This is a genomic window from Pseudomonas sp. BC42, assembly GCF_021560055.1.
In the GTDB taxonomy this organism is placed as follows: domain Bacteria; phylum Pseudomonadota; class Gammaproteobacteria; order Pseudomonadales; family Pseudomonadaceae; genus Aquipseudomonas.
In genome coordinates this window covers 5101674-5121321 of record NZ_CP091067.1, presented here as the reverse complement: position 1 = coordinate 5121321, position 19648 = coordinate 5101674, and the positions used below count along the sequence as shown (strand labels likewise).

Here is a 19648-nt window from a genome sequence, read left to right as displayed (position 1 = left end):
GAGGCTTCAGCCATGTCCCGCGTCCTGATCATTGAAAGCAGCGCCCGCCAGCAGGATTCCGTATCCCGGCAACTGACCCAGACCTTTATCCAGCAATGGCAGGCCGCTCACCCCGGCGACTCGATCACGGTCCGCGACCTGGCCCGCCACCCGGTGCCGCACCTGGACGCCAACCTGCTGGGGGGCTGGATGAAGCCCGCCGAGCAGCGCAGCGCCGCCGAGCAGGACTCCCTGCAGCGTTCCAACGAATTGACCGAAGAGTTGCTGGCCGCTGACGTGCTGGTGCTGGCCGCGCCGATGTACAACTTCGCCATTCCCAGCACCCTGAAGGCCTGGCTGGACCATGTGCTGCGCGCCGGGGTGACCTTCAAGTACACCGACACCGGGCCCCAGGGCCTGCTCACCGGCAAGCGCGCCTACGTGCTCACTGCCCGTGGCGGCATCTACGCCGGCAGCAGCGCCGATCACCAGGAACCCTACCTGCGTCAGGTGATGGGCTTTATCGGTATCCACGACGTCGAGTTCATCCACGCCGAAGGCCTGAACCTGGGGGGTGACTTCCATGAAAAGGGCCTGAACCAGGCCAATGCCAAGCTGGCCCAGGTGGCCTGAGCCAGGATGCTGGGGCCGAGGCGCCCCTTAGCCAGGGGCTCGGCGGCGCCGTTAATCCGCAGATAATCCCCCGGTGTTGAAGTAGCGCCTGCGGATCCCCTTCAAGCCGGTTCGCGCATCGAACCTCCCTTTGCACTGGTTGCTCCTTCAGTGCCGACGCCCGATTGCACGCTTAGCGAGATCGGGCTTTTTTTTGCCCGGGATTTCATCTGCGCGGGCAAAACCGCTATCGTCGCCGCCATTCAAGATGAGGCGAACATGGGCTATCTACTTTTTGTCACCCTGATCCAGGCGTTTTCCTTCAGCCTGATCGGCGAATACCTGGCCGGGCATGTCGACAGTTACTTCGCGGTGCTGGTGCGGGTGCTGCTGGCGGGGCTGGTGTTTCTTCCGCTGACCCGCTGGCGCCGGGTGGAGCCGGCCTTCATGCGCGGCATGCTGCTGATCGGAGCGCTGCAGTTCGGCATCACCTACGTGTGCCTGTACCTGAGCTTTCGCGTGTTGACGGTGCCGGAGGTGCTGCTGTTCACCATCCTCACGCCGTTGCACGTGACCCTGATCGAAGACGCCCTGAACCGGCGTTTCAACCCCTGGGGCCTGCTGGCGGCGCTGGTGGCGGTGGCGGGCGCGGTGGTGATTCGCTACGACAGCGTCAATCCGGATTTCTTCATCGGCTTCTTGCTGCTGCAACTGGCCAACTTCACCTATGCCGCCGGGCAAGTGCTGTACAAGCACCTGGTGGCGCGCCATCCCAGCGACCTGCCGCACTACCGGCGCTTCGGCTACTTCTACCTGGGCGCCTTGCTGGTGGTGCTGCCGGCGTTCCTGCTGTTCGGCAAGGCCCATTACCTGCCTGATGCGCCGCTGCAATGGGCGGTGCTGCTGTTTCTCGGCCTGGTGTCCACAGCCCTGGGCATGTACTGGTGGAACAAGGGCGCGTGTCTGGTGACCGGCGCCACCCTGGCGGTGATGAACAACCTGCATGTGCCGGTGGGGCTGTTGATCAACCTGCTGATCTGGAACCAGCACGAAGACCTGGGGCGGCTGATGCTGGGAGGACTGGTGATCCTCGCAGCGGTATGGATCAGCCGCCGCGGTGCCCGGCCCCGCCTGATCCCATAACCCGCAGGAGCCGCTGATCTGCCGGAGCCGGCTTGCCGGCTAAGAGCCCCGCAAGCCCTGCGTCTGACCGGTCAACGCCTTCGCTGATCGGTAGGAGCCGGCTTGCCGGCGAAAGGGGCCGCAAGTCTTGCGCCTGACGGTCCGACGCCTTTGCTGATCTGTAGGAGCCGGCTTGCCGGCGAAGAGGCCCGCAAGCCCTGCGCCTGAACGGCCGACGCCTTCGCTGATCTGTAGGAGCCGGCTTGCCGGCGAAAGGGCCCGCAAGCCTTGCGCCTGACGGGCCGACGCTTTCGCTGGCAAGCCAGCTCCTACGGTGGGGCAGAGTCGGCTTGCTGGGGTAAGGGGCCGCAAGCCTGGCGTCTGACTGGCCGACGCTTTCGCTGGCAAGCCAGCTCCTACGGTAGGGCAGAGTCGGCTTGCTGGGGTAAGGGTCCGCAAGCCTTGCGCCTGACGGGCCGACGCTTTCGCTGGCAAGCCAGCTCCTACGGTGGGGCAGAGTCGGCTTGTCGGGGTAAGGGGCCGCAGCCTGGCGTCTGACGGGCCGACGCTTTCGCTGGCAAGCCAGCTCCTACGAAGTTACAGCGCCTGTTTTTCGAGCTGGGGCACATGGCTGGCCCCGAGGACCGCTGGTAGCAACCCGGCCCGCAGATCGGTGCCGCTGGGCTGCTGGTAGAGGTTCAGGCCGAACTCCGGCATCACCGCCAGCAGGTAATCGAATATATCCCCCTGGATGCGCTCGTAATCGACCCAGGCGGTGGTGCGGGTAAAGCAGTAGATCTCCAGCGGAATGCCCTGGGCCGTGGTCTGCATCTGACGCACCATGCAGGTCATGTTCGGCTGGATCTCCGGGTGGCTCTTGAGGTACGCCAGGGCGTAGGCGCGGAAGGTGCCGATGTTGGTCATGCGCCGGCGGTTGGCCGACAGCGCGGCGACATTGCCCTGGGCTTCGTTCCAACTCTTGAGCTCGGCCTGCTTGCGCCCGATGTAGTCGGTGAGCAGGCGCACCTTGCTCAGCCGCTGCTCTTCGTCGTCATGCAGAAAACGCACGCCGCTGGCATCGATGTACAGGCTGCGCTTGATCCGCCGGCCGCCGGACTGCTGCATGCCGCGCCAGTTCTTGAACGACTCGCTCATCAGGCGCCAGGTGGGGATGGAGACGATGGTCTTGTCGAAGTTCTGCACCTTGACCGTGTGCAGGGTGATGTCCACCACATCGCCGTCGGCGCCGACCTGGGGCATCTCGATCCAATCGCCGACCCGCAGCATGTCGTTGCTGGTCAACTGCACGCTGGCGACGAAGGACAGCAGGGTGTCCTTGTAGACCAACAGGATCACCGCCGACATGGCACCCAGGCCCGAGAGCAGCAACAGCGGCGAGCGGTCGATCAGGGTGGCGACGATGATGATCGCGCCAAACACATACAGCACCATCTTCGCCAGTTGCACATAGCCCTTGATCGATCGGGTGCGGGCGTGTTCGGTGCGGGCGTAGATGTCCAGCAGGGCATTGAGCAGGGCGCTCAGGGCCAGCAACTGGAACAGGATGGTGAAGGCCATGGCCAGGTTGCCGAGGAACAGCAGGCTGGTCTTGCTCAGCTCCGGCACCAGGTGCAGGCCGAACTGGATCACCAGGGACGGGGTCATCTGCGCCAGGCGGTGGAACACCTTGTTGTGGCGCAGGTCATTGAGCCAGTGCAGGGCCGGCTGGCGCCCCAGCAACCTGATGGCGTGCAGCACCAGGTAGCGGGCCACCCGTCCGAGCACCAGGGCGACCACCAGCAACAGGGCCAGGCCGATGCCGGCATGCAGGAGCGGGTGTTGATCGAGGGCTCCCCAGAGGTCCTGGGTATTGAGCCAGAGCTGTTTGAAATCCATGGGCTAAAACGATTCTTCTATGGGACACGAGGGGAGGATTAGAGCATTTAACCCTGACAAAGTTACGGTTAAGGACAAATCGGCTAACAAAAAACCAACTCTTTGCCACCGTTTGCACAAAGAAACTCGGCCTTCGCGCTCGAAACCGTTACCCTATGCAGCTGTTTTTTTGCATATCTTCGAGGTAGCACCCGTGTTTTCCCAATTCGCCCTGCACGAACGCCTGCTCAAAGCCGTGGCCGAGCTTAAATTTGTCGAGCCGACGCCGGTGCAAGCAGCGGCTATTCCGCTCGCGCTGCAAGGGCGTGACCTGCGGGTGACGGCACAGACCGGCAGCGGCAAGACCGCGGCCTTTGTCCTGCCGATCCTCAATCGCCTGATCGGCCCGGCGAAGATCCGCGTCAGCATCAAGACCCTGATCCTGCTGCCGACCCGGGAACTGGCCCAGCAGACCCTCAAGGAAGTCGAGCGTTTCTCCCAGTTCACCTTCATCAAGTCCGGCCTGATCACCGGCGGTGAAGACTTCAAGGTCCAGGCCGCCATGCTGCGCAAGGTGCCGGACATCCTCATCGGCACCCCGGGGCGCATGCTGGAGCAGCTCAACGCCGGCAACCTGGACCTCAAAGAAGTCGAAGTGCTGGTGCTCGACGAAGCCGACCGCATGCTCGACATGGGCTTTGCCGAAGACGTGCAGCGCCTGGTGGACGAATGCCCGAACCGCCAGCAGACCATGTTGTTCTCCGCCACCACCGGCGGTTCCGGCCTGCGGGAAATGGTTGCCAAGGTCCTCAACAACCCTGAGCACCTGCAACTCAACAGCGTCAGCCAGCTCAACGAAACCACCCGTCAGCAGATCATCACCGCCGACCACAACCAGCACAAAGAACAGATCGTCAACTGGCTGCTGGCCAACGAGACCTACCAGAAGGCCATTGTCTTCACCAACACCCGGGCCATGGCCGACCGCATCTACGGTCGCCTGGTGGCCCAGGATTACAAGGCGTTCGTCCTGCACGGCGAAAAGGACCAGAAGGACCGCAAGCTGGCCATCGATCGCCTGAAGCAGGGCGGGGTCAAGATCCTGGTGGCCACCGACGTCGCCGCCCGCGGCCTGGACGTCGACGGCCTGGACCTGGTGATCAACTTCGACATGCCCCGCAGCGGCGACGAATACGTGCACCGCATCGGTCGTACCGGCCGCGCCGGCAACGATGGCCTGGCCATCTCGCTGATCTGCCACGGCGACTGGAACCTGATGTCGAGCATCGAGCGCTACCTCAAGCAGAGCTTCGAGCGCCGCACCATCAAGGAAGTCAAAGGCACCTACAGCGGCCCGAAAAAGGTCAAGGCGTCCGGCAAGGCCGTTGGCGTGAAGAAGAAAAAGACTGACGCCAAGGGCGACAAGAAAAAGTCCGTGGCCAAGTCGCCGACCAAGCGCAAGACCGCCAACCGCCCGAAAAGCGACAGCCTGGTCAGCCAGGACGGCCTGGCGCCGCTCAAGCGCCGCAAGCCACAGGCGCCGGCGGCTGAGTAAGCCCGCCGCCTGCTGTCGATGAAAAGCCCGGACCTGGTCCGGGCTTTTTTTTGCCTGGCTTGCGGGTTTTCTCCCAGGCCGGGCTGGGCCTGCAGGCCGCCACCAAGAACTGTGGCCTAAAGATTAAGAAATGTCTGATGTGTCGGTGACTGGAGCAAATCTAGTATCGGCATCCGCTGAAGGGCCCGGATTATTTGGGAAAGACACAGTCTTTCAGCCTGCTCAGCGCTCATTTGACGTCAAGATGATGGCACATTAGCATCCGCGCCCTGTCTTGGCCTTGCTGCCCTTTCGAAGGATCGAATATGTCTCTCTCCACCCTCGGGATGAGGTTGTGCTGCGCGCTGTCTTGCCTGCTGCTGACTGGCCCCTTGCACACGGCCCTTGCCGCCCCCTTACCTGCACCGACCTTCAGCCCCGGCGACCAGGACCTGATCCGCGACCGGCAGAACCGCCTGCTGGAAGAACAGCAGCGGCGTCTCGAAGAACTCAAGGACCTGCCCGGCAAGAGCGCCACGCCGGTGGCACCCAGCGCGCCCGCCGACAGCCGCTGCTTCCCGATCAAGGACATCCAGCTCAAGGGCGCCGACTCGCTGTCCGCCAGCGAGCGCGAGAGCCTGCTTAAGCCCTACATCGGCCAGTGCCTGGGAGTGCCTCAGCTCAACGAGCTGCTCAAGGTCATCACCAACCGCTACATCGAAAAGGGCCTGGTCACCAGCCGCGCCTACCTGCCGCAACAGGACCTGTCCAGCGGCCACCTGCAGGTGCTGGTGGTGGAAGGCAAGCTCGAAGGCCTCAAGGCCGCCGAAGGCAGCAAGCTCAGCGCCCGCGAACTGAACATGGCCTTTCCCGGCAGCAGCGGTGAGTTGCTCAACCTGCGGCAGATCGAGCAGATGGTCGACCAACTCAACCGCCTGCCGTCGAACCAGGCGCAGATGGAACTGGCCCCGGGGCAGGCCGTGGGCGGCAGTGAAGTCCTGGTCAAGAACAACCCGCAAAAGCCCTGGCGCGTCGGCCTGTCGCGCAGCAATGAGGGCCAGAAGAGCACTGGCGAGCAGCAGTGGGGCAGCTCTTTCGAATGGGACAGCCCCCTGGGCCTGGCCGACCAACTGGTGCTGCGCGGTGGCCACGACGCCATCAGCGACCACCAGAAAACCTCGCGCAACGCCATGCTCTACTACAACCTGCCGTTTGGCTGGTGGAACCTCAGCTACAGCTACAGCCAGAGCGAGTACCGCTCCCTGGCCCAGGGTCAGGGCTTCAACTTCAAACAGACCGGCGACAGCCAGAACCATCAACTGCGGGTGGAGCGAGTGATCCACCGCGACGCCGTGAGCAAGACCTCGCTGAACAGCGGCCTGAGCTACCTGCGCACCAACAACTACATCGAAGACAGCAAGCTCGCCAACAGCAGCAACCGCCTCAGCGAAGCCCAGTTCGGCATCAACCATGGCCGGCGCATCGGCGGCGCTTTTGTCAACTTCGACCTGGGGCTGCAGGACGGCATCGGCGCCTTCGATGCCCAGCGCGAAAACCAGCGTGACCGATACGGCAATCGCCAGGCCAACGCGCGCTATCGCAAATACACCGCCACCGCCAGCTACCTGCAGCCGTTCAAGCTGTGGGACGAGTCCCTGGTGTTCAGCAGCCTGGTCACCGGCCAGCGCAGCGAGGATGTGCTGTTCAGCTCGCAACGCATGAGCCTGGGCAGCCAGTCCTCGATCCGTGGCTACAAGGACCAGAGCCTCAATGGCGACAGCGGCTACTACTGGCGCAACGACCTGCGCTGGAGTCGCCCGGTGACCTGGAACTGGCTGCGCCCGGCGTTCGCCGAGTACGGCACCGGGCTGGGCTATGACGTCGGCGCGATCCGCAACGACCGCTACAACGCCGAGCAGCATGGCCGGGTCTCCAGCGACTCCATCGAGTTCTTCGCCCGCGGCAAGCACCTCGCCGCCAGCCTGACCTTCGCCCACTCCCTCGAGCGGCCAGATGCCCTGAGTGAGCGGGAAGCACCGATCTACTTCCGTTTGGACCTGTTCCTCTAATTCCGCTTTTTGCCTGAGATTCTCGACATGGACGTTCGTCAGTTTGTCTTCCTGGCCCGCCAGCCTTCGGCTGCCCTGCAACCGCGCGACACCTTCTGGGGCCTGTCGAAACGCGGGTTGGCTTTCATCCTCGCCAACATGATGTTCTGGCAGCCGGTGGTGGCGATGGCCGACGGCATCGTGGTCAACGGCAGCGGCACCAGCCTCGGGCAAGCGGCTAATGGCGTGCCTATCGTCAACATTGCTGCGCCCAATGGCGGCGGGCTGTCCCACAACAAGTTCAGTGATTACAACGTCGGCCAGCAGGGCGTAATTCTCAACAACGCCACGCAAAACCTGCAGAACACCCAGTTGGGTGGCTACATCATCGGCAACAGCAACCTGGGTGGTCGCGCGGCCAATGTAATCCTCAACGAAGTCAACGGCGGCAGCCCCAGTCAGCTCAAGGGCTACACCGAAGTGGCCGGGCAATCGGCCCATGTGATCGTCGCCAACCCTTATGGCGTGACCTGCAACGGCTGCGGCTTTATCAACACCCCCAAGGCCACCCTGACCACCGGCAAACCGGTGATCGAGAACGGCCAGCTCCAGCGTTACCAGGTGGACCAGGGCAGCGTCGCCATCGAAGGCGCGGGGCTCAACGCGAGCAATATCGACCAGTTCGAAATCATCACCCGCAGCGCCAAGATCAACGCCGAGATCCAGGCCAAGCACCTGGCGGTGATCGCCGGGGCCAACGATGTCGACGCCCAGACCTTGAACGCCACGGCACGCACCGCCAACCCGGCGGATGCGCCGCAACTGGCGATCGACTCCTCGGCGCTGGGTGGCATGTACGCCGGGGCGATCAAGCTGGTGGGCACTGAAGCCGGGGTGGGGGTGAAGTTGGCGGGGGACATGGCCACCAGCGGCGGCGACCTGCAAATCGATGCCAATGGCAAATTGACCCTGGCTCGTGCTCAGGCCCTGGGCGATGTGCAACTCAAGGCGCAAGAGGTGCAACTGACCGAGTCGGTGTACGCGGACCGGAACGCCAAAGTGGTTGCTGCTGAAAAACTGGCGGTGGACAAAAACCTGACAGCGGGCGGCAACGTGCACCTCGAAGGCCGGCAGGTGGTCAGTCGTGGTCAGCTTAATGCGGGGCTCCAGCGGCAAGAGGCTATCGAGACCATCAATCCCAGCAGCCATCTGCAGCTTCAGGGCGGCAGTCTGACCAATACCGGCACTATCAACGCCCGGGGCAGCCTCACGACTGATCTGGAGCGCCTGGATAACCGGGACGCGGAACTGGTGGCTGCGGGTGATCTGCACCTCAAGGCCGGTCGTGTTGATAACCGTGGTGGTCAGTTGATTGGCCAGCAAGCCCTCAAGGTTGAGGGCAGCAGTCTGGATAATCGTGGCGGGACCCTGGCCGCCGAGCAGTCTGTCAAGGTGGTACTCGACACTCTGGACAACCGCGATCAGGGCCTGCTGCTCAGCAAAAGCGCAGACTTGACCCTGAACACCGACAGTCTGGATAACCGCCAGGGCACCCTGCAAGCCAACCAGGGCGAGCTCAAGGCCAGGGTCAAACAGGTCCTCGACAACGGCGGCGGCAAGATCCTCACGGGGGCCGGAAAACTGAGCCTGGAAGCCGATGAACTGCGCAACCAGCAAGGACGACTGAACGCCCAGACCGGCAAGCTTGAGGTCAAAAGCGCGACCTTCGACAACACTCAGGGGCAGGCCCGCGGGGCGGCAGTCGAGATCAGCAGCAGTTCCCGTCTGCTCAATGATCAGGGGCATGTGCTGTCCACCGCAGGCGACTTGCAGCTCAAGGGCGGCGAGCTCCGCAACAACGAGGGCGAGATCGCCAGCCAGAAGCACCTGCAACTCTCCGTCGACAGCTTGCAGAATCAGAAGGGCAGCCTCAGCGCCGAAACCATCGGGCTGGCGCTTTCCGGCAAGCTGGACAACGACGCGGGGCTGATCGAGGCCCGGGAAAGCCTCGCGGTGGACGCCGGTTCAGTGAGCAACGACAAGGGTCGTTTGCGGGCCTTGGGCGAGCAGGGCGAGAGCCGCTTCAGCATCGGTGGTCGTTTCGATAACGACCAGGGCCTGGTGGAGATCGGCAATCAGCGCTTGATTCTGAGCAGTGGGGGCTTGAGCAATCAGCAAGGGCTGGTGCGCCACCTGGGGCAACAAGGCTTCGTGTTGTCCCTGGCGGACGCTGGCAATGCTGGCGGTAGTTTCATCACCAACAGTCGGCTGGATCTGGACCTGGCGGATTGGAGCAACACCAGCCGGATCCAGGCACAAAAGATCGGCTTGAAGGTCGGGACCTTCACCCAGACCCGCACTGGCAAGCTGGTCTCGGTCGAGGGGGTCGAGGCTAGTGGTGATCATTGGATCAACGATGGCGGCCTGGAAACCGACGGCGACCTGAAGCTGATCCTCAGTGGCTCCTACCAAGGCAGCGGTATTCTCAAGAGCCAGGGGCGCATGACCCTTGCAGCCGCCCGCGCCGACCTTGGCCAAGAGGCCGAGGTGCGCAGCGGTGCTGCCGCCGATTTCACCCTCGGCAGTCACCTGCAGAACCTCGGCACGCTCACGGCCGCCGGCGACCTGCAACTCAAGGTCGACAGCCTGACCAACCAGGGCACCCTTGGGGCGGGCAATGCCCTGCACATCGAAACCCCGACCCTGGTCAACCAGGGCGGGCTGATCTTCAGCGGCGCCGACATGCAGCTGGAAACCAGCAGCCTGACCAACGACAAGGGTGACATCTACAGCCTTGGGCGCCTGGACGTGAATGCCCCGGGACAACAACCGGCCAGACTAATCGAAAACATTTCCGGCACCATCGAAAGCGCCCATGGCATGCAGTTGCTGGCCAATCGCCTGGTGAACCGCAAGGAGAAGTTCGCCTTTATTCCGGCCCTGACCTCCGGGCGTATCACCTTGCACTTCACCGACAACTGCAAGGGCAAGCACTGTGCAGCCTCCTACTCGGTGACCGAGGTCTACGGCACGAAAATCACCGAGGACTCCCAGCGCGGTAACCTGATTTCCGGCGCCGAGCTGACCTTCAAGGGCGACAGCTTCGAAAACCAGTTCAGTACCGTTTCTGCCGCCGGCGACATCAGCTTGCAGAGCAACAGCCTGAAGAACATCGGTGCCGGTGGCGGCGAGATCCGCAATTACGCTTACTCGATCTACACCAAGGACGACGGCGCCTACTACACCTTCATCAACAACATGGGGCGCTACAACGCCTACAACGACCCCAACTCTGCCAGTTACAACCCTGCGGCGATGCCATTGGGAGCGATCGCCCTTGGTAGCCTGAACGGCTTCAGCAAGGTTGAGACCTCCGGCAGTGGCGAAGTCGCCGCGGCAGTCATCCAGGGCGCCGGCAAGGTGGACATCACCGGCACCCAACTGCTGGAAAACAGCGTGATTCGTCCGGGTGAAACCGTGGCCGCCAGTGCCAGCCGGGTCGGCCTGACAGCCGTGGACAGCAGCACCCAGGCCCTGCCACAGCTGAACCTGCAAGCCGCTCCGGACCTGCAGCAACAAGCGGTCAACCCTCTGGCCTTGCCCGGTTTCAGCTTGCCGCAAGGTGACAGCGGCCTGTTCAAGGTCAGCCGCAACCCGCAACACAAATACCTGATCGAAACCAACCCGGCGTTCGCCAACCTCAAGCAGTTCATCAGTTCCGACTACCTGCTCAGCCGCATCGGTTTCAACAGCGACCAGACCCAGCGCCGCCTGGGCGACGGTCTCTACGAACAACGACTGATCCGCGAAGCGGTGATCGCCCGTACCGGCCAGCGCTTCATTGCCGGGCTGGACAGCGACGAAGCGATGTTCCGCCACCTGATGGACAACGCGATCGCCAGCAAGACCGCCCTTGACCTGTCACCGGGTGTCGCCCTGACCTCCGCCCAGGTTGCGGCCCTGACCCACGACATCGTCTGGATGCAGGAACAGGAGGTCAACGGCGAGAAGGTCCTGGTACCGGTGCTGTACATGGCCCAGGCCAACAACCGCCTGGCGCCCAATGGCGCGCTGATCCAGGGGCGCGATGTGAACCTGATCTCCGGCGGCACCCTGGCCAACCAGGGCACTCTGCGCGCCAGTGCACAACTGCAAGCCAGTGCCCAGAACATCGACAACAGCGGCCTGATGGAAGCCAACGAACGCCTGTCGCTGCTGGCCACCCAAAGCATCCGCAACGCCCAGGGCGGGATTCTCAAAGGCCGGGACGTCAGCCTGGTCGCGACCCAGGGCGACGTCGTCAACGAGCGTTCGAAAGTCAGCCAGGACACCCGTTATGGCGGCGGTATCCAGCACAACGACTACCTCAACAGCGCGGCTCGGGTCGAGGCGGGCAACAGCCTGAATATCGACGCCGGACGGGATATCCGTAACAGCGGCAGCGTGCTCCAGGCCGGGGGGGATGCGAGTCTCAAGGCGGGACGTGATCTGGCGTTGGTGGCCACTGAGCAAGTGAACAGCAGCAGCGGGCGCCACAAGAAGACCAGCTGGAGCCAGAGCCAGACCACCCAGCACGGCAGTGAAGTGCAGGTCGGTGGCAATCTTTCCGCCACGGCCGGCCAGGATCTGCAGATGGTGGCCAGCAAGGTCGCGGCCCAGGGCAGCCTGGCACTGGCAGCGGCGCGTGATGTCTCCATCGAGGCTGCGGCCAATGAGAGCCACCGCGCGACGAAGAGCAAGAAGGTCACCAGCAGTAACGATCAGGTACGTCAGCAGGCATCCTCGGTGACCGCTGGCGGCGATCTGTCGATCAAGGCGGGTCAGGACCTGACCTTGGTGGCCAGCCAGGTGAAGGGCGAGCAAAACGTCGCGCTGGATGCCACTCGCGACCTTAGCCTGCTGTCCGCCAAGGACGAGAGCGCCTCTTTCTACTCGAAGAAGAGCAAAGGTTCCTTCGGGCGTAGCAGCAGCAAACAGCAGGAGAGCTATGACAGCACCAACGTCGCCTCCGTGGTCGAGGCCGGGAAAGACCTGACCCTCAACACCAGCAAGAAAGCCGATGGCGGCATGAGCATCAACGGCGGCCGCGATGTCACGGTGATCGGTAGCCAGCTCAAGGCCGGTGCAGACCTGATGGTCGGTGCCACCGGCGATGTGGCGATCCTCTCCGGCGTCGAGGAACACGGCTCCTACAGCAAGAAGACCAAGTCCGGCTTCCTCGGCCTGTCGAAAAGCGGCAAGAGCCAGTTGCAAACCACCGCGACCCAGGTCGGCAGCGAGCTGAATGCCGGCAACGATGTGGTGGTGGCCGCGGGCAACGATATCCGCTTGCGGGCCAGTGAAGCCACGGCCGGCAACGATGTGGAACTGCGTGCCGGGCTGGTCAAGGACACGGGTGACATCAACCTGGTTTCGGCCAACGACACCGCCTACAGCCGCAGCGAGCAGTACAAGAAAAAGGTCGGGCTGTCCTCCTCCGGGGCCAGCGTCTCTTTTGCCTCGGCCAAGGAATCCGGGCGCCAGGCGCAAAGCAGCACCAGCGTGGGCAGCCAGGTGTTGGCCGAGCGCGATGCGAGCCTGAAGGCCGAGCGCGACATCAACGTGGTGGGCAGCGGCATCAGCGCCGGGCGCAATGTCAGCCTCGACGCCGGACGTGACGTCAACGTGGTGGCGGCACAGAACAGCTCAGCGGAGCAGGACTGGAAAAAGAGCAAGCAAGTCGGCGTAGGCGTCAGCAGTGACGACAACGGTGTCAGCCTCTTCGCCGGGGCCGAGCGCAACAAGGAAAAGAATCGCGTCGAAACCCAGACCGCCGCCGCCAGCCAGATCAGCGCTGGTGCAGACCTGTCGGTCAACGCCAAGCGCGACATCAATCAGATCGGTTCCGACCTTCGGGCCGATCACGACATCAACCTGGTGGCCGGCCGCGACATCAAGATCGACGCGGCCCGGGAAGTGCGGGTGACCGAGCAGCAGCGTGAAAGCGAGCGCAATGGCCTGGGTGTCACCCTCAACCACAACTACGGCAAGACCAAGGATGCGGTCAACGGCGCCGGCGACGGTGAAAACAACACCAGCAAAGCCTCCAGCACCCTCAAGGCCGTCGACTCGGTCAGCCAGTTCCTCGCCGGGCCGACCGCTGACGTCAAGCTTGGCAACAGCAAGCAAAGCAGCAGCCAGGAGATCATCGAGCAGAGCAACCGCTCTTCAACCCTGCAGGCCGGCAACGACCTGAACCTCACGGCCAACAACGACGTGACCGTCAAGGGTAGCCAGCTGGGTGCCGGGCGCGACATCAACGTCAAAGGGCGCAACGTCACTCTGGATGTGGCCAAAGGCAGCATCAGCGAGGAAACCCGCAACACCGAGATGTGGGGCGGCATCCACGGCGGCACCAGTGGCGGCTTCAAGATCGGCGTTGGCGGCAGCTTCGGCACCGCCAATACCGAGAGCAGCCAAGGTTCCTCCACCGCCACCCAACTGGATGCCGGGCGCGACATCAACCTCAAGGCCAGCAACGACCTGAACCTGATCGGCACCCAGGCCCAGGCCGGACGCAACATCGACCTGGATGCTGGCAACGACCTGAACATCCGCGCCGCGCAGAACGACCACAGCAGCGAGAACAACCGCAACAGTGGTGGTGGGGAGATGGGCTTCACCTTCGGCTCGGAAGGCGTGGGCGTCTACGTCAGCGTCAGCATGGGCAAAGGCAATCTGGAGCGTGAAGGCGAGCGCCAGCAAGAGGCCTATCTCTATGCCGGGGACCGTCTGGGCTTCACCAGTGGCAAGGACACCAACATTTCTGGTGCCAACCTGCGTGGTGATGAAGTGATCGGACGTGTCGGGGGGGACCTGAACGTCGCTTCGGTCGCCGATACCGGCAAGGTCAAGGGCAAGGAATTCGACATTAGCGTCACCGCCACCTTTGGTCCTGCCCCGGGGCTCAGTGGCTCAGTCGGTTACGGCCAGACCACTGGCAAGACCGACTGGGTTGAAGAGCAAACCCGCATCACTGGCAAGAACAAGGTCGATATCCGCACCGAAAACCACACCCAGATCGACGGTGCGCTGATCGCCGCTGACAACGGCAACCTCAAGCTGGACACCGGCACGCTGGGCTTCAGCGATATCGCCGGTAAGGACAAGGAGCACGGCTATTACCTGAACGTGGGCGGCACCTACAGCTCCGGTAGTGGCACCACACAAGACAGCAGCCAGGTGGGTAAAGGCAAGGAGGGTGAAACCGGCTGGAGCGTCAGCGGCTGGGATTACCAGAAGGACCGCGAGCAGATCGTGCGCGCCACCGTTGGGGCGGGCGAGATCGTGGTGCGCAAGGATGCCGAAACCGGAGCCGATTCAACGGCCGGGCTGAACCGGGATGTTAGCAAGGCGTATGAGATCACCAAGGATGAGGAGTCGCGTACGGATTTGTATGCGAGCAGTTCTTCCCTTGGGGCTGTGGCGAGCCCGAAGAAGACGTATGAGCAGTGGAAGAAGAATGTTGAGTTGTATGGGGAGAACAGTCGAGACGCGATCTTAAAGCTTGACGAGCTTATGGCCAGTATGGTCGTGCTGCTGACAGCTGGAAGTGATATCGAGTTTGCATCCAAGCATGTGAATAACGTGCTGGTGCTCCGTGAAAACGCTCGAAAACTCGTCAGCAAGGATGCGAACAAGCGCGCGGAGGGTATGGATTATCTGATCCGGGCGAAAGTCGGCGAAGCGAATGGGGAGGGGGGCAGACTTCTTATCGCTCGAATGAAGGATATCGCCCGCGAGAGCCCGGAAAAGTCACTTGAGCTGGCAGAAATGTTGGCCAATTTGAAGAACCCTTCAAATGGATCGCTAAATCTCGCTGCTGCTCCTGCCGCAGGAGTGATGGGAGCCTTAGCGTTTGCGCTGGTTTACTCAGTAGCGACGCCTCAGGTTCAAGAAAATATGCGTGACGCAGTCGGCTCGGTAGCGTCGCCCGAGACTCAAGAAAATATGCGTAACACAGCCAACTCGGTTGTTGAGAGCGCTAAAAAAGCAGGTGGTGCTGCAAAGGAAGAGGTGCAGAAGCAGCTAAAAATTTCGATCGGCCTTTGGGAGTTTATAACCCTCACTGCGTTTCCAATTCACCTGCTTGATGACGAAAACCGAAAGCTGGTCAATCCGATTGTTGATACGTCAGGAGGGAATCCTGCCAGTGGAGGCTACGCTGAGGGCGGCGGAGTTATTACAACGCCGCATACCGGCGGTACTCAACTGGATGGGGGGCAGAGGGATGGCGCCTATGTGACTCCGGAGCACAAGCTAAGTCCGGGTATTGTGTATAGTGAAAAGGTATCGGAAAAAGGAACTGTGACCATTGCACAGAACCTCCCTGATAGTAGATTGCCTCTGCAAAAAGAAATTGATATTGCTAATATTCTTGCCGAAGAGCGAGGGGTGAGTGTTCTGTTGAGAGGCTCAAACACACCAAGTGGTGACGCTACTATTCGTTTGCCAGATGGCACAAGGCTTCGTGCGGAGTTTAAAACTTTTGAAACTCCAGATGCTCCGGTGTCAGAGCTGACAGATAATCGTATAAAGAGAATATTTGAGCGAAATATTAGTACCGGCAGCTCGCAACTCAATGGTTTTCCAAGTGCGGTAGTAATTGATGCGCGCGCATTGAGTTTGTCATCTGAACAGGTTGCTGGTTATATAGATAGAGCTTTAAATAATGTGGTGCCAAAACGTCCTGAGTTGGAGCAGGTTTTTGCAATTACACAGCATGGAGTTATTCAAATGCCGATTGTGAGGGGGAAGTAAATGGGTACGTATTATTATTTGTGCTGCAAAACTTGCCGAATTTCATTGAACTTAGGAAAGAAGCTGGCGAAGGAAGGGGGGCGATTAGTTGTTCAGGGGGTTTACTCTGACAAGGAAAGGGCCTGGCTCAATGATAAGCGTGCATGGGATATTATTCAGGCCTTTTTTCAGCAGCATGAAGGGCATGATTTACTATTCGTTAATGATGACGACTTTTCGCAGATCCAGTTGTATGACTATGTTGAAGGGGACGACTTTTTGGAGGGGGGAACTTGATTGGTGGGTTTTTCTAAAATAACTATTTTGTTATGGCTGCTGCGTAAAGGTCTATGGGAAGTGACGTGCTGAATACAATAGGAAATATCTGTAGCCTAAATAGAGATGAGGGGTGTGATGGCTGTTTGGTACTTTAAATTTGCTTTGGTTTCTGATGAGGGAATAGTAAGTGTATGTGGGGAAATGGTGGCGCGCTTGCCTGAATATAGTGGGAAGGGGGGGCGCTGAAGAGATTTTAGGCGGTTTTCCTAACTATTGGTTAGAAATAGGAAATATTGAGTTGTTGTTGGCTGGGATTTCTCGTTTGCTTCCGGAAATTGAGTCGTGGACTAGTGAGGCAAGAGTGTTTGGTTATGAGGATGGTGATCGAGTAGAGTTTTGGGAGGATGATGTTTTATGTTATCTGGATTTGAGGAGGTTGTCTTTATCTCTGCTAGAGGGGATTTTAGTTCTTGCCGCTGAGTTTGATTGTAGTTTGGTTCTGTTTGGTAGTGGTGAGGTTGTTGAGTCAAAATTGCCATTAGTTGTGGAAAAGATAAAAGAGTCTAACGCTTTTGCTTTTTGTGTGGATCCAGTTGGTTTTTTTGCGGGGCTCTAATTTTTTGGAGGGTAGATAGTCTGGGGTTTTCGGATTTAGTGTTGTTTTTTATATGTAATATAGTCTTCATGGTTGGTTTGTTTGGGCTTGGGTTTGCTCATGTGATGGTTATTTTAATAAGTTTTTGTGGCGAATTAATTGGGTTTTTATGCGGCATTAAGTTTTGATCAGATGTGGTTGTGGAGCACAAGCTGAATCCGGGGGTGATGTATAGTGAGGGTGGGGCAGGAAAAGGTGATGCAACTATCATTGATAGTGCCATCCTTGCATAAAGAGTTATGGATGTTCGAGCTGGATTACCCTCTGACTTGAGACGCGGTGGTAACGTTGCCGTTGCTGATATAGATATCCCAGGAATATCGAGGCAGATGGCTGCACATAGTGGGATTTCTGTCGCAGGTAGAGGATTTATTGGTGAGGGAAGTGGGGATTTTGTAGCTCAAATTGTCCCCAATAAAGCAGGGGATCCGGTTTGTCGAGGGACAGACTCTGAATATAAAATTCTTGATAGTATCGCCGATCAGTTAGGTGGTAACAGGGCGGTAAGTGGGGTTGTAAATATATTTACAGAAAAGCCAGCATGTGTGAGTTGCCTGGGGGCAGGAGAGCAATTTAATGAAAGATATTCTAATGTCACTGTTAATTTTATAGATAATCAGGGGGGCATGCTCCGACCTCCAAGGAGAATTCCATAATGGAAGATCGAGTAGCTTATAGTGAGATTAGGGCTTGTTTTTTAGGTCTCTATTATAATTATTGTAGGGTGAAGCTTCGTCATAATAGTTTGTGGGTAGAAGGAGAGAGCGAAGCTGGTTACGCATATGCAGAACTTGAAGGGGGTTTTGATAAGCCTGTTGAAATTTTGATGTTGGAAGTTGTTGCTCTGGTGCTTAGGGGGGGGCGATCTTCAGAAAAGGTTCATGATTATCATCGGGCTGTTATTGAGGAAGTATTAAGAGATAATGACCTTCCTAGTATTTTAGAAGGGTTGCCACAAGAAGAAGCAGTGGAGTTCAGTTCTGATCTCAGGCTGTTAGGGGTGATTTAGTCTATGGGTGCTCTGTTTGGACGAGGGCATTTTTTTGGGGGGCGCAGATTGCGAGTGAGTTGAGTTTGAATGTAAGTTTGAGTTTAGACTGTTCTAATTTCGTTTGAGGAGATGCATTGTGGAGATGTTAAAGAAAGAGTGTGTAGCAAGTGTCACTCTTTATGATCTTAGGGTTTCAGAGGGTGAGTTGATGGTGTTTGCAGATTGCATAGACATAGTTATGAAAAGTTTTAGCGATACAGCTATTGCGGAAAATACAGTGTGTGAGTCGAAGGAGGAGCTCTCTTTCTATTTTGATGAGATTAAGGAACTGCTGAAGGGTATGGTCCGTCAGGAGTACTTGCCAGAGCGTTTTAAGGAGGGTCGTTAATTGTGTGTCTGTCAGGAAAATATTTATAGGCTTGTTGGGTGTAGGGGTGGATTTTTATTGGGATGAAAGTGATGGTAGACGTTGGCCGGGCTGTCGCTCAGGTGTCTTGAATGGAGATGGAGTTGATCTACTCGCCTGTTTGTTAATGGATGACGGTGGTCAAACTTATTTAGAAACTGCGCAATGGCTTGATGAAGGACTGAACAAGATTCGTCAGATAGCTAGTGGTAAGATTGAAGTGGTTGACTGGAGTCGTGATGCTTGGGGCGTAGTTCTTGCTGGTAAGGTGGCAAAAATATACTCATTATATGATGAGGCTTGTTTTTTAGATGTGGCTCTTGAATATTTTGAAGGCGTGTTGTGGGCGTGGAAGAAGTTTATCCTCTCGCAATAGATGTTGGTGGGCGTATGTATCGATTTTTAAAATTATCTAGGTAGAGTAAACGTGACGGTTCTAGATGCCGATTGGCAACCTGAGTTTGGTTCGATATTTACTTGGTTTGCAATCGATAAATTTGGACGGGTTGCCGTGATGGTGAATAACTGTTTCGGTGATTTACCCAAGGAGTTGCTCAGGATCGCCGAGGCTGAGTTACTGCTCCATCGAATGAATGAGTATATGTGGGAGGAATCAAAAGAGTTTTATGATTGTCCGATAGTGAAAGGTGGCGGCTTTGATGTGGACCTGTATTCCGCTTGTCGCCATCGAAGGAATTTGTGCAAAGGTTCCATTTTAGATGAGTTTGAAAGTGATTTGGCTGAAATGGGTAACTACAGCGAGGCCAATTTACCTGTTAACAAGGGCTTTTTTGTCTATCACGCCATTGAAGGCAGCTATGAGGGTGAGGACTATCCAGTAGGGTACGATGGTGCCACTAGGATGGGGGACTACTTTAGATATTTAGTTCCGACAGTTTTCGCATCAATCGAGGACTTTCCTGAACCATTGCGAAGAGGCATCGCTGTTTCGGATCACTTGGACTTTACAGTTGATCGGTTGCTGGATAACGAACGTATAAATGAATATTTCCCTACTATGCACCAAGACTAAAGGGGCGGCTCTAATACCGCCCCTTTTTTTCTTATGCTGCTAGCTGACCTTGCATCCGTCGCCCTGCCACATCCATCAAATCACACCCATCTCGCAGCAAAATGCTGCACACCAGCGACAGTTCCTGAAGCACCATTGCACCTTTGGGCGCTTCATCAGAAATCGCGAAGTTCTCCAGCAATTGAGTCACGGCGCGAATGCGATACGCCGCTGCATCGTGCAGGACGTCAATGGGGGCCTGGGTATCGATCAGCAGCGAGGAAATGTTGCAGTCGTGGCCGGTAATCGGCATGTATCTGTTCATGTGTAGACCTCTGTTTGACTGGCTGAATGCCT

At 58.7% G+C, this 19648-nt stretch carries 14 protein-coding genes; 12 read left to right on the top strand and 2 right to left on the bottom strand.

The window, feature by feature from the left end; translation table 11 throughout:
• Positions 1–12: 12 nt before the first annotated feature.
• Both L1O02_RS23060 and L1O02_RS23055 read left to right on the top strand, forming a co-directional pair.
• Complete coding sequence (locus L1O02_RS23060; protein ID WP_060838064.1) at positions 13–612, top strand: FMN-dependent NADH-azoreductase; 600 nt, start codon at positions 13–15, stop codon at positions 610–612.
• Between the two features lie 258 nt (positions 613–870).
• Positions 871–1734, top strand: coding sequence for a carboxylate/amino acid/amine transporter (locus L1O02_RS23055; protein ID WP_108544734.1), 864 nt, complete (start codon positions 871–873; stop codon positions 1732–1734).
• 576 nt (positions 1735–2310) lie between these two features.
• Here L1O02_RS23055 and L1O02_RS23050 read toward each other — a convergent pair.
• Positions 2311–3609, bottom strand: coding sequence for a mechanosensitive ion channel family protein (locus tag L1O02_RS23050; RefSeq protein ID WP_060838066.1), 1299 nt, complete (start codon positions 3607–3609; stop codon positions 2311–2313).
• A 193-nt stretch (positions 3610–3802) separates the two neighbouring features.
• Between L1O02_RS23050 and L1O02_RS23045 the strand changes: the two genes are divergently transcribed.
• The 10 genes from L1O02_RS23045 to L1O02_RS23000 all read left to right on the top strand — a co-directional run bounded on the left by L1O02_RS23045 (position 3803) and on the right by L1O02_RS23000 (position 19312).
• Positions 3803–5143, top strand: coding sequence for a DEAD/DEAH box helicase (locus L1O02_RS23045; protein WP_060842770.1), 1341 nt, complete (start codon positions 3803–3805; stop codon positions 5141–5143).
• A gap of 305 nt (positions 5144–5448) precedes the next feature.
• A complete protein-coding gene (locus L1O02_RS23040) occupies positions 5449–7191 on the top strand; it encodes a ShlB/FhaC/HecB family hemolysin secretion/activation protein (protein ID WP_235758760.1) in 1743 nt (580 codons plus the stop codon).
• Between the two features lie 27 nt (positions 7192–7218).
• Positions 7219–15969: a hemagglutinin repeat-containing protein gene (locus L1O02_RS23035; RefSeq protein ID WP_235758758.1), complete on the top strand. Its 8751-nt coding sequence runs from the start codon at positions 7219–7221 to the stop codon at positions 15967–15969.
• A complete protein-coding gene (locus L1O02_RS23030; RefSeq protein ID WP_108544737.1) occupies positions 15970–16245 on the top strand; it encodes a hypothetical protein in 276 nt (91 codons plus the stop codon).
• Positions 16246–16414: 169 nt separating this feature from the next.
• Positions 16415–16843 carry a hypothetical protein gene (locus L1O02_RS23025; protein ID WP_146189186.1) on the top strand — a complete coding sequence of 143 codons (429 nt, stop codon included), beginning with the start codon at positions 16415–16417 and terminating at the stop codon, positions 16841–16843.
• A 278-nt stretch (positions 16844–17121) separates the two neighbouring features.
• Complete coding sequence (locus tag L1O02_RS23020; RefSeq protein WP_108544738.1) at positions 17122–17538, top strand: deaminase domain-containing protein; 417 nt, start codon at positions 17122–17124, stop codon at positions 17536–17538.
• A complete protein-coding gene (imm2, locus tag L1O02_RS23015; RefSeq protein WP_108544739.1) occupies positions 17538–17891 on the top strand; it encodes an Imm2 family immunity protein in 354 nt (117 codons plus the stop codon). The genes L1O02_RS23020 and imm2 overlap by 1 nt, the downstream gene beginning before the upstream one ends.
• 118 nt (positions 17892–18009) lie before the next feature.
• A complete protein-coding gene (locus tag L1O02_RS23010) occupies positions 18010–18261 on the top strand; it encodes a hypothetical protein (protein ID WP_108544740.1) in 252 nt (83 codons plus the stop codon).
• A 4-nt stretch (positions 18262–18265) separates the two neighbouring features.
• A complete protein-coding gene (locus L1O02_RS23005; protein WP_235758756.1) occupies positions 18266–18655 on the top strand; it encodes a hypothetical protein in 390 nt (129 codons plus the stop codon).
• Between the two features lie 51 nt (positions 18656–18706).
• Entirely contained in the window at positions 18707–19312 is a 606-nt protein-coding gene (locus L1O02_RS23000) for a hypothetical protein (protein ID WP_108544742.1), read from the top strand.
• 31 nt (positions 19313–19343) lie between these two features.
• On the opposite strand, the gene L1O02_RS22995 is transcribed toward L1O02_RS23000, so the two are convergent.
• Positions 19344–19616, bottom strand: coding sequence for a hypothetical protein (locus L1O02_RS22995; protein ID WP_108544743.1), 273 nt, complete (start codon positions 19614–19616; stop codon positions 19344–19346).
• Positions 19617–19648 lie beyond the last annotated feature (32 nt).

Bases quoted from the DNA above. Each gene is read 5' to 3' on its own strand.
- L1O02_RS23060 (WP_060838064.1), top strand. From the start codon at position 13: ATGTCCCGCGTCCTGATCATTGAAAGCAGCGCCCGCCAGCAGGATTCC.
- L1O02_RS23040 (WP_235758760.1), top strand. From the start codon at position 5,449: ATGTCTCTCTCCACCCTCGGGATGAGGTTGTGCTGCGCGCTGTCTTGC.
- L1O02_RS23050 (WP_060838066.1), bottom strand. From the start codon at position 3,609: ATGGATTTCAAACAGCTCTGGCTCAATACCCAGGACCTCTGGGGAGCC.
- imm2 (WP_108544739.1), top strand. From the start codon at position 17,538: ATGGAAGATCGAGTAGCTTATAGTGAGATTAGGGCTTGTTTTTTAGGT.
- L1O02_RS23030 (WP_108544737.1), top strand. From the start codon at position 15,970: ATGGGTACGTATTATTATTTGTGCTGCAAAACTTGCCGAATTTCATTG.
- L1O02_RS23020 (WP_108544738.1), top strand. From the start codon at position 17,122: ATGGATGTTCGAGCTGGATTACCCTCTGACTTGAGACGCGGTGGTAAC.
- L1O02_RS22995 (WP_108544743.1), bottom strand. From the start codon at position 19,616: ATGAACAGATACATGCCGATTACCGGCCACGACTGCAACATTTCCTCG.
- L1O02_RS23035 (WP_235758758.1), top strand. From the start codon at position 7,219: ATGGACGTTCGTCAGTTTGTCTTCCTGGCCCGCCAGCCTTCGGCTGCC.
- L1O02_RS23055 (WP_108544734.1), top strand. From the start codon at position 871: ATGGGCTATCTACTTTTTGTCACCCTGATCCAGGCGTTTTCCTTCAGC.